Genomic DNA, 13,284 nt, shown 5'->3' with positions numbered 1-13,284 from the left:
CCGCGATAGGGTGACGCGATGAACGCACCCACGCCCGCGGACCTCGCCCGGCCTTTCGGCTCCTACCACGACATCCTCGCCCGCTGGGCGCGATCGCAGCCCGATGCTCTCGCTCTGCAGGACGAAGCGGGCGCGCTGACATGGGCCGAATTCCACGACCGGATCGAGCGGATCGCCGCCCGGCTGGCCGCGGACGGGCTCGAACGCGGACAGGCGGTGGCGATCCTCGGCACCAGTTCCATCGCCTATGCGCTGGTGTTCCTCGCCGCGGTCCGCGCCGGGGGCGTCGCCGCGCCGCTGACCACCAGCGCCAGCGCGGAACAATTGGCAGCGATGGCGGCGGACAGCGGGGCGCGGCACATCTTCGTCGACCGGGCCAAACTCGCCGAACTCGGCGAGGACTGTTTTGCCGGCATGGACCGGATCGTCCTCGACGAGGCGCTGGATGACTGGATGGCACCCGCCGGCTCGCGCGCCCCGGCGCATGCGCCCGAGCCCGGCGATCCGTTCAACATCATCTATTCCTCGGGCACCACCGGCACGCCCAAGGGGATCGTCCATTCGCACCGGATGCGCTGGCGGCAGTTCGCTTTCACCGCGGCGAGCTGGCTGGAAGCGGAGCTCCCGGTGCGCTCGCTCGCCTCGACCCCGCTCTATTCGAACACCACCATGGTCGCCTTCCTCGCCCCGCTCCTCGCCGGAGGAACGGTGCGGATCATGGGCAAGTTCGATTGCGTCCGGTGGCTCGGCCATGCCGAGGCCGATCGCACGACCCTGACGATGCTGGTGCCGGTGCAGTACCAGCGGCTGATGGACGAACCGCGTTTCGATGCGTTCGACCTTTCCGCGATGCGGATCAAATACTGCACCTCGGCGCCCTTTTCGGCCGAACTCAAGCGCGAAGTGCTGGCAAGGATGCCGGGCGCGCTGGTGGAAATCTATTCGATGACCGAGGGCGGAGTGGTGTGCCTGCTCGCGGCGCACGAGTTTCCCGACAAGCTCCACACCGTCGGCCGGCCCGCGCCGGGCAGCGAATTGAAGGTGGTCGACGACGCGGACCGCGAGGTTCCGGCGGGCACGCCGGGTCATCTGATCGGCCGCAGCCAGACGATGATGAGCGGCTACCGCAACCGGCCCGACCAGACCCGCGAGGGTTACTGGACCGATCCCGAAACCGGCGAGACGTGGCAGCGGATGGGCGACATCGGGCGGATCGACGAGGATGGCTTCGTCGAGCTGGTCGGCCGGGCCAAGGACATGATCATCTCCGGCGGCTTCAACATCTACCCGGTCGATCTGGAGAATGCGCTGCTCGAGGAAGAGGATGTTCTGGAAGCCGCGGTGATCGGCGTGCCCTCCCGGCAATGGGGGGAGACCCCGCTGGGGTTCGTCCGTCTGCGCGAAGATGCGCGCTCGCCCGAGGCTGTCCTCGCCGCCGTCAATGCGCGGCTCGGCAAGACCCAGCGCCTGTCGGCGCTGTACGCCATCGAAGAAATGCCGCGCAGCCATATCGGCAAGCTGCTCAAGAGCGAGCTGCGCGAAATGGCGGCGCGGCAGGATCTTCCGGCCTGAGATATGCGCTTTCGAGACGCGGGCGCCGAGGGGATTGGGGGAGAGGTATCGGCGGCCGCGTCTCTACTCGCTGCCATATCGCCTTGCGGGCGGGCGGTTACGCGATTGCGGGGGACAGCATCAGCGTGCTGACCGCACTCGCCGCAAGGAAGGCCAGGACGTGGACTGCAAAACGCATGTCGCTTCTCCTGTTGGTTCCGGCGGTTAGGGAGGAGTGCACCGCCGGCTTGCAGAGACCCTAATAATGTTGCTCGGAAGCGAACGAAAGTGACATAACGCCAAAAGCCATTGCATAAAGCGCAACTGACTATCGGAGCGCTCGAGCGAGCCGTTCCCATCGCCGGCCGAGGGTCGCCTATTGACCCCCGGGGGCGAGCGCTTATCGCCTGCCGGCCATGACCCCGGAGCATCTTCCCGATTCCATCCTGATCGTCGATTTCGGCAGCCAGGTGACCCAGCTCATCGCTCGCCGCGTGCGCGAGGCGGGGGTCTATTCGGAGATTGCGCCCTTCACCACGGCCCAGGAGGCGTTCGAGCGGATGCAGCCCAAGGGCATCATCCTGTCGGGTTCCCCCGCCAGCGTCCCCGACGCGGACAGCCCGCGCGCGCCGCAATGCCTGTTCGACAGCGGGCTGCCGATCCTCGGGATCTGCTACGGCCAGCAGGTGATGACGCATCAGCTCGGCGGGGAGGTCCGCCCCGGACACGAGACCGGGGAGGGGGGCGAATTCGGCCGGGCCTTCCTCACCGTAACCAAGAGCTGCGCCTTGTTCGACGGCTTGTGGCAGGAGGGCGAGCGGCACCAGGTGTGGATGAGCCACGGCGACAAGGTCACGCGTTTTGCCGAAGGGTTCGAGATCGTCGCCACCAGCGACGGAGCGCCCTTCGCCGTCATCGCCGACGAGACGCGCAAATATTACGGCACTCAGTTCCACCCCGAGGTCGTCCACACCCCCGACGGGGCGAAGCTGATCGCCAATTTCGCACGCCATGTCTGCGGGCTCGCGGGCGACTGGACGATGGCCGAATTCCGCGCGACCAAGATCGCCGAGATCCGCGATCAAGTGGGTGATCGCAAGGTGATCTGCGGGCTTTCCGGCGGCGTCGATTCCGCCGTCGCCGCGGTGCTGATCCACGAGGCGATCGGCGAACAGCTCACCTGCGTCTTCGTCGACCACGGGCTGATGCGAATGAACGAGGCCGAACAGGTCGTCACCCTGTTCCGCGATCACTACAACATCCCGCTGGTCCATGTGGATGCCGAGGAGCAATTCCTCTCCGGCCTCGCGGGCGAAACCGACCCTGAAAAGAAACGGAAATTCATCGGCAAGACCTTCATCGACGTGTTCGAAGCGGAAGCGAAGAAGATCGGCGGGGCGGACTTCCTGGCGCAAGGGACCCTCTATCCCGACGTGATCGAGAGCGTCAGCTTCACCGGCGGGCCCTCGGTGACGATCAAGAGCCACCACAATGTCGGCGGCCTTCCCGAACGGATGAACATGAAGCTGGTCGAGCCGCTGCGTGAGCTGTTCAAGGACGAGGTCCGCGAACTGGGAAGAGAGCTCGGCCTCCCCGAAGTGTTCGTCGGCCGGCATCCTTTCCCCGGCCCCGGCCTCGCCATCCGCATCCCCGGCGAGGTCACCAAGGAACGCTGCGACATCCTGCGCAAGGCCGACGCCATCTATCTCGACGAGATCCGCAAGGCCGGGCTCTACGACGCGATCTGGCAGGCCTTCGCCGTGCTGCTGCCCGTCAAGACCGTCGGCGTGATGGGCGACTATCGCACCTACGACAGCGTCTGCGGCTTGCGCGCGGTGACCAGCACCGACGGGATGACGGCGGACGTCTATCCGTTCGATGCGGCCTTCCTCACCGGCTGCGCCACCCGCATCGTCAACGAGGTCAAAGGCATCAACCGCGTCGTCTACGACTACACCAGCAAGCCGCCGGGCACGATCGAGTGGGAATGAGCGGGCTCCGCATTCGTCCGATTGCCAATGGCGATTATTCGACCGTGGCGACGCTGTTTCAAAGCATAGGGTTCGATTCGGACAGCACCGCGATCGCTCATAGATTGAAGTGCGGCGAGAAGGGCGGCGATATGACGCTGGTCGCGCAATTGCAGGGAGGCGTGGCGGGCTGCATGGGGCTCGCCCGCATGCATCCCGCCCACCGCGAACACCCCATAGGCCGGATTACCGTTCTGGTGGTTGCGGAAGACCAGAGGGGGCTGGGAATCGGGAAGGCCCTGGTCGGCGCGGCGATGGAGCTTTTCACTACGCAAGATTGCACGCTGATCGAGGTAACCAGTCGTTTCGAACTGGAACAGGCGCACGGGTTTTACGAAGCACTGGGCTTCGAAAAGACCAGTGTCAGGTTGGCGCGACATCTGTGAGCCAACTCGCTCTCGGTGCCGACCCCCGGACCGATACCCTCCGCCGCCTCCAGCCGCTGCTGATCCAACGATTCGGGCGGATCGAGCGCGCGGCGGCGAGCTGGCGGCGGCCCGAGTGGGTGTTGGTGCAGGGGGTGATCGGCGCGCGGACCAAGTCGCCGGTCTCCAACGCCGCGACCGACCGGCTGTTGACGCGTTGGGGAAGCTGGGAGGCGGTGGCCGGAGTACCGCTCGCCGAACTGCAGGCCGAGCTTGCCACCCAGACCTATCCGAACATGGCGGCGGAGCGGCTCAAGGCTTGCCTCACGGACTTGATCGCCCGACGCGGGGCGGTCGATCTGACGCATCTCGAAGCGATGGAGACCGGCGAGGCGATGCGTTGGCTGGAACAGCTTCCCGGCATCGGCCGCAAGATCGCCGCCGGGGTGATGAACGCCAGCACGCTCGACCGCCGCGCGCTGGTGCTCGACGGGCACCACACCCGCATCCTGCGGCGCATGGGCCTGGTGCCGGCGAAAGCCGACACCGCGCGCGCCTTCGATGCGATCATGCCCGCCATGCCGCCCGAGTGGAGCGCGGCCGATTTCGACGAGCATCACCTGCTGATGAAGAAGGTCGGCCAGACCACCTGCCGGCCCGCCACGACCGACTGCCCGGCCTGCCCCGCGCAGGCGCTGTGCGCGACCGGCCGGAGCCGCGCCGCCTAGCGGCCCGCCATGGTCCGCGCGCTGAGAATCTCGATCCAGTAGCCGTCGGGGTCCTTGATGAAGGCGATGTGCTTCATCATCCCGTCCTCGGGCCGTTTCTGGAACGCGACCCCATGCGCGTCGAAATGCGATACCGCGGCATCGAGATCGGGAACGTCGAGCGCGATGTGGCCGAAACCGCGCGGTTCGGAATTGCCGTCGTGATAGACCGGTCCGTCCTCGTCCTCCGTTCCCCAATTGTGCGTGAGCTCGAGCACGCCCTGACGCGAGAAGACATATTCGGTCGCCGCGGCATCGCCGGCCGGCACCTCGTCTTCGGCGGTAGTGAAACCGAGGAAATAGAGCGAGAACTCGCCCGCTTCGACATCCACCTTGCGCAGCAAGGTCATGCCCAGCACCCCGCAATAGAATTCCAGGCTCCTTTCGGGATCCTTGATCCGCAGCATCGTGTGGTTGAGCGTGAAGCCGTGGGGATTGGCGGACATGGAACCTGCCTCCTTGTAGGTTGACCGCTTGTCGCCAAAGCGGCGGCTTCCTTCAAGTACCGAATGGCCGGGCCGAGCGACGGTGGCGATTGACGGTGGCGGGCTACCCGGCGCAGGAGAGCCGGCGATGACCCGCCTCGGTTCCATCCTTCTCTGGTCCGCCATTGCCGCTGCCTTCATCGGCCCGGGAACGGTGACTGCATCGGCCAGCGCGGGCGCGGGCTTCGGCCTGTCGCTCCTGTGGGCGGTGCTTTTTTCGGGCTTTGCAACCTACGTGTTGCAGGAATTCGCCGCCCGGCTGGCGATCGCGTCGGGTCGCGACCTCGCCGAGGTGCTGCGCCATCGCTATGCCCGCGGTTGGCGCCGCGCGGCGTGCGTGGTGCTGATCGGTGGTGCCATCCTGCTCGGCTGCGCCGCCTACGAGGCTGGAAACATCCTCGGCGGGGCTGCCGGCGCGATGCTGGCGATCGATCTGCCGCAGCCGACCGTCGCACTCGCCATCGGCGTGGCGGCGGCGGTGCTGCTGGCCACGGGCTCGCCGCGCCGGATCGCCTCGATCATGGCGTTGTTCGTCGCCCTGATGGGCATCGGTTTCCTGCTCGCTGCGGTATCGATCCTGTTCGCCGGCGGATTGGTGTGGGGCGCGCGCGGCGCCGGAACCGATCCGCTGGTCCCGATCCTCGCGCTGATCGGGACCACCGTCGTGCCCTACAACCTGTTTCTCGGCGCGGCGCTGGCGTGCGGTCAGGGCGTGGCGGAAATGCGTATCGGCCTCGCGGTGTCCGTGGCTCTTGGCGTGCTGATAACAGCCGGAGTGCTGGTGGTGGGAACCACACTGACGGGTGAATTCTCCTTCGAAGCGCTGGGCGATGCCCTGGCCCTGTCCCTCGGCGAATGGGCGCGCACGGGTTTCGCGCTGGGGCTTTTCGCGGCAGGGATATCCTCGGCGATAACCGCTCCGCTGGCCGCGGCGCTCACTGCGCGGGGGCTGTTCGGCTGGGGAGAGCGAAGCGCGGGCTATCACGCGGTCTGGGCGGCGGTACTCCTCGCCGGACTCGGCTTCGGGGTCGCCGACATACGCCCGGTCCCCGCGATCATTGCCGCGCAGGCCTTCAATGGCATGATCCTCCCGCTGGTGGCGCTGTTCCTGCTATGGGCGATGAACGACCGCAGGCTGCTTGGCGAGGCGGTGAACGGGCGGGTGGCCAATCTGGTCGGAGCGCTGGTGGTCGCCATCGCCGGCCTGCTCGGCACGATGGGGATCGTCCGCGCGGCGAGCGCGACGCTCGGGAGCGAACCGCCGTCTCCCGGAACGCTGCTTGCTGCCGGACTCGTCGGCGGGGTGGGTTTGGCGATTGCGGGATTGCGGACGACCAGGGGATGACGCTGCGGCCGGGCGCTTGCCCGATTACCAGTCGAATCCCGCGGCGACGGCGCGTTCCTCGGCCTGCGTGCTGTCTCGCCCGAGGACGTTATTGCGATGCGGAAAGCGGCCGAAACGCGCGATCATGCGGTGGTGGCTGCGCGCGAAGGGCAGCGAAGCGGGGGCGTATCGCGCGAAGAGAGCGAGGGAGAGCCGCTGATCTGCGATGGTCTCGCTATGCATCAAGGGCATAAGGACGAACTGGGCTTCCTGTGCATACAGCCCGCGGTGCCACCCGCGTCGGATCGCCCCTCGCGAAAGCGCGACCGCTTGCCGGTCCCAGCCAAAGGCGCGCGGATCGTCGCGAAAGAGATTGCGGGGGAGCTGATCGAACAGAAGGATCGCGGCGCGCGCGGTTGGCCGGTCGGTAAGGAATTCATCGGGCGGGCGATGTCCGAACGGGACCAGCCATCGTCCGAACCGTCGCCGAAGAAGGGCGTCGACGCTCTCGCTCGCGCCGAACCAATCGGCAGGATCGAGCTTATGGAACCAGCAATGGAGAAGGTCGCGCGCCCATGGCCTCACCCTTGGCGGCTCCGCCTATCCGATCAGCCTTCGACTTCCCGATACGGCACGAAATCGCCAAGGAAAAGCACCCCGGAGAAGAACCCGTTGTAGCGGTCGCGCAGGGTCACCTGGTCCGTATGGCACAATTGCGATCCGCTGAAGCGCTCGATCACGAGAATGTCGTCATCGTCGATCGATTGCGGATTACGGGTGGTGTTGACCCATAGCGTATCGCCCCGGCGGTAGACCAATGCGGTGTCGTCGATGATGGTGAAACTGCGCGAGGGGAAGGTCTGGATGCACCGCTCGGGCTCGCCGGCCACGCGGCCCTCGAGCATCTTGGCGAGCTTCGCCTGTCCTTCGGACAATTCGGCCGTCGTGTCGCTCTCCTGCGCCTGGGTGGCGGGAGTGGCCAGCAGGGCCACGGCGGCGGCGGTTGCGATTGCAGCGAGTGTCTTCATCGTTCGGCTCCTTCGACTCACCTTTTACCACGAACGGCTGAACCTTCGCTGAGTTTCCTCAGCCCGTTCCGCCAACGGTGAGGCCATCGATCAGCAAGGTCGGCTGGCCGACGCCGGCGGGAACCCCCTGGCCGGCCTTGCCGCAGACCCCGATGCCTTCGTCGAGGGCGAGGTCGTTGCCGATGCCGCTCACCCTGGTCAGCACGCTCGGTCCGTCGCCGATCAGCGTCGCGCCCTTGATCGGTGCAACGATCCTGCCGTTCTCGACCTTGTAGGCCTCGGTACAGGCGAAGACGAACTTGCCGCTGGTGATGTCGACCTGTCCGCCGCCGAAGCTGGTGGCGTAGATCCCGTCCTTGACGCGGCTAAGGAGCTCGACCGGGTCGTCATCGCCGCTGCGCATGAAAGTGTTGGTCATCCGCGGCATCGGCGCATGTTCGTAGGACTGGCGGCGGCCGTTGCCGGTGGGCGCCACGCCCATCAGCCGGGCGTTGAGCCGGTCCTGCATATATCCTTTCAGGATACCGTCCTCGATCAGCACCGTCTCTCCGGTCGGCGTGCCCTCGTCGTCGATCGACAACGATCCCCTGCGTTCGGCAATGCTGCCGTCGTCCACCACCGTCACGCCCGGCGCGGCGACGCGCTCGCCGATCCGCCCCGAAAAGGCGCTGGTGCCCTTGCGGTTGAAATCGCCCTCGAGCCCGTGGCCGACCGCCTCGTGGAGCAGCACGCCCGGCCACCCGGGGCCGAGCAGCACCGTCTGTTCGCCGGCGGGCGCGGCGACGCTGTCGAGATTCACCAGGGCCTGGCGCACGGCTTCGTCGACACCGCGCAGCCATTGCCCCTCATCGAACAGCCGGTCGTAGAGGTAACGCCCGCCGAAGCCGAAACTGCCGCGCTCGCGCCTCCCGTTCTGTTCGGCGACGATGCCGATGTTGAGCCGCACCAGCGGGCGCAGATCGCGCGCGACGAAGCCGTCGGCGCGGACGATCTCGACCACGCTCCAGCTCGCCAGCAGGCTGGCGGTGACCTGCGCCACGCGCGGGTCCTTGGCGCGGGCGACGGCGTCGATCTTCTCGAGCAGCGCGACCTTGTCCTCGAACGGCACGAGGTCGAGCGGGCTTTCGTCGGTGTACATGAAGCGGTTGGTGCGCTTGGGGGGCGGCGCGGGGGTGCCCTTGGAGGGGTCGAGCAGCTGGAGCGTCTCGCCGGCGCGCGCGATGGCGGCGGCGCTGATCTCGTTGGCGTGCGCGAAGCCGGTGGTCTCTCCGGATACGCCGCGCAGGCCGAAACCCGAATCGCGCGAATAGTCGGCGGTCTTGAGCTTGCCGTCGTCGAAGGCGAAGCTCTCGCTGGCGACGAACTGCAGGTAGAGCTCGCCATCGTCGCTGTCGGCCAGCAACCGCGCGGTCAGGCGCCGGGCTTCCTCGGGGTCGAGCTGGCCGGGTTTGTAAAGCAGGCTGGTGGCGTCGGTCGCATCTGTCATGCCGCCCGATGTAGGCGTTCGACAGGCTTCGCGCTAGCGGTGTCCGGGATCGGCGCCTTCGGAGATGTCCGGCAGCTGCGACTGGTCGGCACCGTCGGCAGGGCCGCCCTCAAGCACGAAGCGCCGATCGCAATAGCCGCAGTCGACATAGCCATGCTCGTCGATCTGCAGGTAGATCTTGGGATGGCCCAGCGCGATCGGCTTGTAGTTCTCGCCGCTGCGGATGTCGGTCGCGCCGTCGCACCACACGCGGGCGTCGAGGACCTTGGTGACTTCGGGCGGGGGCAGGCTCATGGCCCGGGCCGATACTGGGTTTTGCTGTCGCTCTCAATCCCCTAGAGCCGCCCCATGACGACACCGCCCGCCATCCGCATCGACAATCTCGTGAAGCGCTACGCCGCGACCGGGGGCGACGAGGGCAAGCTGGCCCTGAAAGGCGTCAGCTTCGACGTGCCCGAGGGCGGGGTCTTCGGCCTGCTCGGGCCCAATGGCGCGGGCAAGTCGACGCTGATCAACATCCTCGCCGGGCTGGTCGTCAAGAGCTCGGGCACCGCGGAGGTCTGGGGCTTCGACATCGATGCCCATCCGCGCAACGCCAAGCGGTCGATCGGGATCGTGCCGCAGGAAATCGTTTTCGATCCCTTCTTCACGCCCTTCGAGGTGCTCGAGAACCAGGGCGGGTTCTACGGACTGCCCAAGGCCGAACGGCGCAGCGAGGAACTGCTGCGGGCGGTGCATCTGTGGGACAAGCGCGATGCCTATGCCCGCACGCTGTCGGGCGGGATGAAGCGCCGGCTGCTCATCGCCAAGGCGATGGTCCATTCGCCGCCGATCCTGGTCCTCGACGAACCGACCGCCGGGGTCGATGTCGAATTGCGGCGGCAGCTGTGGGAGCTGGTGACCGATCTCAACCGCGAGGGGGTGACGGTGGTGCTGACCACCCATTACCTCGAGGAAGCCGAGCAATTGTGCGACCGGATCGCGATCATCGACCACGGCGAGCTGATCGCCGACAAGCCGACCCGCGAACTGGTCGGCATGGCGCGCGAGAAGATCGTCGCCATCACGGTGGACAAGGACATCGCCGGCCCGCCGATGGAGGAAGCCTTCGTCAAGGCCGAGGTGGTCGAGCCGCGCCGGATCGAGATCACCTACGACCGCGACCGGACCAGCGCCGGGCAGGTCCTGGCGCTGATCCAGCAGCACGGTTACGCGATCGAGGACGTGACGACGCGCGAGGCCGATCTGGAGGACGTCTTCGTCCAGCTAACCGGCGCCGGATGAGCCGCTTCAGGCCGGCGGCAGGCCCCTAGCCGTAGAAGCGCCGCCCCAGCCCGGCATCGTGGACCTTCTGCGCTTCCCACACGAACGGCGTCACCTCCTCGAGCGCGGTGGCGCAGTGCCGGCAGCGGCCCACCTTGCCGCCGTGGACGGCACGCGTGGTGGTGAGATCGACCCGGTGTCTGCCGAGCGCGCAAGCGAGATATGCCAGTTTCATTGGCTGCAACCCTCCCGATTCTGTTCCGCCCCCGGAAATTCCGGCTATCGGGGAAGCGACGGGCTTCCAAGCGGCGATAGGCGAAGCGTGTCATGGGCGCGACACAATTGCGCTTGTGGGCCGCGATGCCCTTCGCCATGAGAACCGGCATGGCGGATTCCAGCCACGACGTCCTCATCATCGGCTCCGGCGCGGCGGGCCTCACCGCGGCGCTGGCGCTGGCCGAGACACGCAAGGTTTGCGTGCTGGCCAAGGGATCTCTGACCGGGGGCAGCACCGCCTGGGCACAGGGCGGGATTGCCGCCGTGCTCGATGCCGGCGACACGTTCGAGAACCACGTCCGCGACACGATGGTGGCAGGCGCCGGGCTGAACGATCGCGAGGTGGTGGAGTTCGTCATCGAGCGCGCGCCCGAAAGCATCGAGCGACTGCGCAAGCTCGGCGTGCCGTTCAATGCCGAGGGCGCCGATCTCCACCTCACCCGCGAGGGCGGGCACAGCCACCGGCGGATCGTCCATGTCGACGATGCCACCGGCTGGGCGGTGCAGGATGCGCTGCTCAAGGCGGCGCGGGCCAATCCCAACATCACCCTGATCCCCGGACAGAGCTGCATCGATCTCGTCACCGGGCACAACCAGGTCGAGTTTTCCGGTTCGGGCAGGGTCTGGGGCGCCTATGCGCTCGACGAGGCAAGCGGGGCGGTGGTCAGGCACGTCGCCCGCGCCACCGTGCTGGCTGCGGGCGGAGCGGGGCGTGTCTACCAGTTTTCGACCGCGCCGCGCGGCGCGACCGGCGACGGGATCGCCATGGCCTACCGCGCCGGCGCGCGCGTTTCCAACATGGAGATGATGCAGTTCCACCCGACCTGCCTCTACAATCTCGAGGTCAAGAACTTCCTCATCACCGAGGCGGTCCGGGGCGAGGGCGGGCAGCTGATCAATCCGCGCACCGCCAAGCGCTTCATGACCTATTACGATGCCGAGCGGATGGAACTCGCCCCGCGCGACGTCGTCGCCCGCGCGATCGATTCCGAGATCAAGCGGTTCGGGCTCGACTATGTCCATCTCGACATCAGCCATCAGCCGGCCGACTTCATCCGCGGCCATTTCCCGACCATTCACGAGAAGCTGCTCGGCCTCGGGATCGACATGACCAGCCAGCCGATCCCGGTCGTCCCGGCGCAGCACTACACCTGCGGCGGGGTGGTGATCGGTCTCGATGCGCGCACCGACCTTCCGGGCCTGTGGGCGGCGGGGGAATGCACCGAGAGCGGCTTGCACGGTGCCAACCGTCTGGCCTCGAATTCGCTGCTCGAATGCTTCGTCTTCGGCGAAGCGGCGGCGAAGGACATCCTCGCCAACTGGGACCGGTTCGAGGCACCGCCCGAAATTCTCGAATGGGACGAAAGCCGGGTGACCGATTCCGACGAGGAGGTGGTGATCAAGCAGAACTGGACCGAGATCCGCCGGTTCATGTGGAACTATGTCGGCATCGTACGGACCACCAAGCGGCTGGAACGCGCCGCCAACCGCATCGAGATGCTGGGCAAGGAAATCCAGGACTATTACGGCAGCTTCCGCGTCACCACCGACCTCATCGAGCTGCGCAACCTCCACCAGGCCGCCGACCTGATCGTCAGGAGCGCGCTGCGGCGACACGAGAGCCGGGGGCTGCACTTCACCATGGACTATCCCGAAACCGATCCGGTCGCGCGCGACACGGTGCTGGTTCCGTAAGAAGGAGGCGGACGATATGCCCGAGACCCAGGCGAACGGGATTACTCTCCATTACGACGAACATGGCGATCCCGGCGATCCGCCCATGCTGCTGGTGATGGGGCTGGGCGCGCAGATGACGCTGTGGCCGATCGAGCTGGTGGAGGCGCTGGCGGGTCGCGGTTTCCGCGTGATCCGCTACGACAACCGCGACATCGGGCTCAGCCAGAAGATGGAGGGGGCGAAGGCACCGGGCGTGGTGCGGCACATGATCATGCGGCGGTTCGGCCTGCGGCCTTCCGTGCCCTATACGCTGTCGGACATGGCGGCCGACGGGATCGGCCTGCTCGATGCGCTCGGCATCGACTGCGCGCATGTCGTCGGGGCGAGCATGGGCGGGATGATCGCCCAGCTTATGGCGGTGAACCATCCCGAGCGGCTGCTGTCGCTCACCTCGATCATGTCCTCGACCGGCAATCCCCGGCTTCCGCAAGCCGAGAAACACGCGATGAAGGCGCTGACAACGCGCCCCGCCTCGACCGAGGAAGAGGTGCTGATCGCGCACGGCATCATGGTCGGCAACGCCATCGGAAGCCCCGGCTACCGGCCCGATCCCGAACGCCAGCGCGCGCGGGTGGCGGAGAATGTCCGCCGGTCGGTCTATCCGGAGGGGATGCGGCGTCAGATGGCGGCGATCATCGACGATGGCGACCGCCGGTCACGGCTGGCGAAGGTCGCCGTGCCCACACTGGTGCTCCACGGCGAGGACGATCCGCTGGTCAAGGTGGACGCCGGGCGCGACACCGCCGCCTCGATTCCCGGGGCGAAACTGCGCACGATTCCCGGCTGGGGCCACGACCTGCCGGCGGAACTCGTCGACGACCTCGCCGATGCGATCACAGGTCATGCGAGGTCTGTCGGGTAGATTTTCCGATTCGAAAATTTCGCGTCCGGATTCGATCGGTTCACAACCGCCGGGCGGTGCTTTTGCCCGCCAAAATTTTTTCACGGATTCATTTTCCGGCTTGCGCATCC

14 protein-coding genes are annotated in these 13,284 nt (G+C 66.9%); 8 read left to right on the top strand and 6 right to left on the bottom strand.

The window, feature by feature from the left end:
• Positions 1 to 18 precede the first annotated feature (18 nt).
• The 4 genes from ACGHN1_RS10120 to nth all read left to right on the top strand — a co-directional run bounded on the left by ACGHN1_RS10120 (position 19) and on the right by nth (position 4,674).
• Entirely contained in the window at positions 19 to 1,572 is a 1,554-nt protein-coding gene (locus tag ACGHN1_RS10120) for a class I adenylate-forming enzyme family protein (protein WP_390550820.1), read from the top strand.
• 395 nt (positions 1,573 to 1,967) lie between these two features.
• Entirely contained in the window at positions 1,968 to 3,542 is a 1,575-nt protein-coding gene (gene guaA, locus ACGHN1_RS10115) for a glutamine-hydrolyzing GMP synthase (protein WP_390550819.1), read from the top strand.
• Positions 3,539 to 3,967 (top strand): GNAT family N-acetyltransferase, encoded by a 429-nt coding sequence (locus tag ACGHN1_RS10110; protein ID WP_390550818.1) that lies wholly within the window; start codon positions 3,539 to 3,541, stop codon positions 3,965 to 3,967. Before guaA ends, ACGHN1_RS10110 begins: the two co-directional genes overlap by 4 nt.
• Positions 3,964 to 4,674: an endonuclease III domain-containing protein gene (nth, locus tag ACGHN1_RS10105; protein WP_390550817.1), complete on the top strand. Its 711-nt coding sequence runs from the start codon at positions 3,964 to 3,966 to the stop codon at positions 4,672 to 4,674. The genes ACGHN1_RS10110 and nth overlap by 4 nt, the downstream gene beginning before the upstream one ends.
• Here nth and gloA read toward each other — a convergent pair.
• Positions 4,671 to 5,159, bottom strand: coding sequence for a lactoylglutathione lyase (gene gloA, locus ACGHN1_RS10100; protein WP_390550815.1), 489 nt, complete (start codon positions 5,157 to 5,159; stop codon positions 4,671 to 4,673). The genes nth and gloA overlap by 4 nt on opposite strands.
• A gap of 127 nt (positions 5,160 to 5,286) precedes the next feature.
• Here gloA and ACGHN1_RS10095 point away from each other — a divergent pair, with 127 nt between their 5' ends.
• Complete coding sequence (locus tag ACGHN1_RS10095) at positions 5,287 to 6,543, top strand: NRAMP family divalent metal transporter (RefSeq protein WP_390550814.1); 1,257 nt, start codon at positions 5,287 to 5,289, stop codon at positions 6,541 to 6,543.
• Between the two features lie 24 nt (positions 6,544 to 6,567).
• Here ACGHN1_RS10095 and ACGHN1_RS10090 read toward each other — a convergent pair whose 3' ends face one another.
• Genes ACGHN1_RS10090 through ACGHN1_RS10075 form a run of 4 tightly spaced genes read right to left on the bottom strand, consistent with a single transcriptional unit; the run spans position 6,568 to position 9,330 of the window.
• On the bottom strand, positions 6,568 to 7,107 hold the full coding sequence (locus tag ACGHN1_RS10090; RefSeq protein ID WP_390550813.1) for a DUF924 family protein: 540 nt from the start codon (positions 7,105 to 7,107) through the stop codon (positions 6,568 to 6,570).
• 23 nt (positions 7,108 to 7,130) lie between these two features.
• Positions 7,131 to 7,550: a hypothetical protein gene (locus tag ACGHN1_RS10085; protein ID WP_390550812.1), complete on the bottom strand. Its 420-nt coding sequence runs from the start codon at positions 7,548 to 7,550 to the stop codon at positions 7,131 to 7,133.
• Between the two features lie 58 nt (positions 7,551 to 7,608).
• Entirely contained in the window at positions 7,609 to 9,036 is a 1,428-nt protein-coding gene (gene tldD / locus ACGHN1_RS10080; RefSeq protein ID WP_390550811.1) for a metalloprotease TldD, read from the bottom strand.
• A 33-nt stretch (positions 9,037 to 9,069) separates the two neighbouring features.
• Positions 9,070 to 9,330 carry a zinc-finger domain-containing protein gene (locus ACGHN1_RS10075; protein ID WP_390550810.1) on the bottom strand — a complete coding sequence of 87 codons (261 nt, stop codon included), beginning with the start codon at positions 9,328 to 9,330 and terminating at the stop codon, positions 9,070 to 9,072.
• A gap of 54 nt (positions 9,331 to 9,384) precedes the next feature.
• Here ACGHN1_RS10075 and ACGHN1_RS10070 point away from each other — a divergent pair, with 54 nt between their 5' ends.
• Entirely contained in the window at positions 9,385 to 10,320 is a 936-nt protein-coding gene (locus tag ACGHN1_RS10070) for an ABC transporter ATP-binding protein (protein ID WP_390550809.1), read from the top strand.
• A 25-nt stretch (positions 10,321 to 10,345) separates the two neighbouring features.
• Here ACGHN1_RS10070 and ACGHN1_RS10065 read toward each other — a convergent pair whose 3' ends face one another.
• Entirely contained in the window at positions 10,346 to 10,534 is a 189-nt protein-coding gene (locus tag ACGHN1_RS10065; RefSeq protein ID WP_390550808.1) for a hypothetical protein, read from the bottom strand.
• 149 nt (positions 10,535 to 10,683) lie between these two features.
• Between ACGHN1_RS10065 and nadB the strand changes: the two genes are divergently transcribed.
• Both nadB and ACGHN1_RS10055 read left to right on the top strand, forming a co-directional pair.
• Positions 10,684 to 12,270 (top strand): L-aspartate oxidase, encoded by a 1,587-nt coding sequence (gene nadB, locus ACGHN1_RS10060; protein WP_390550807.1) that lies wholly within the window; start codon positions 10,684 to 10,686, stop codon positions 12,268 to 12,270.
• A 16-nt stretch (positions 12,271 to 12,286) separates the two neighbouring features.
• Positions 12,287 to 13,174, top strand: a complete 888-nt coding sequence (locus ACGHN1_RS10055; protein ID WP_390550806.1) for an alpha/beta fold hydrolase — start codon at positions 12,287 to 12,289, stop codon at positions 13,172 to 13,174.
• Positions 13,175 to 13,284: the final 110 nt, after the last annotated feature.

The sequence above is a fragment of the Qipengyuania sp. MTN3-11 genome, assembly GCF_042851825.1.
Lineage (GTDB): Bacteria > Pseudomonadota > Alphaproteobacteria > Sphingomonadales > Sphingomonadaceae > Qipengyuania.
The sequence above is the reverse complement of the archived record's forward strand: the minus strand, read 5'-3'. Positions and strand labels throughout refer to the sequence as shown.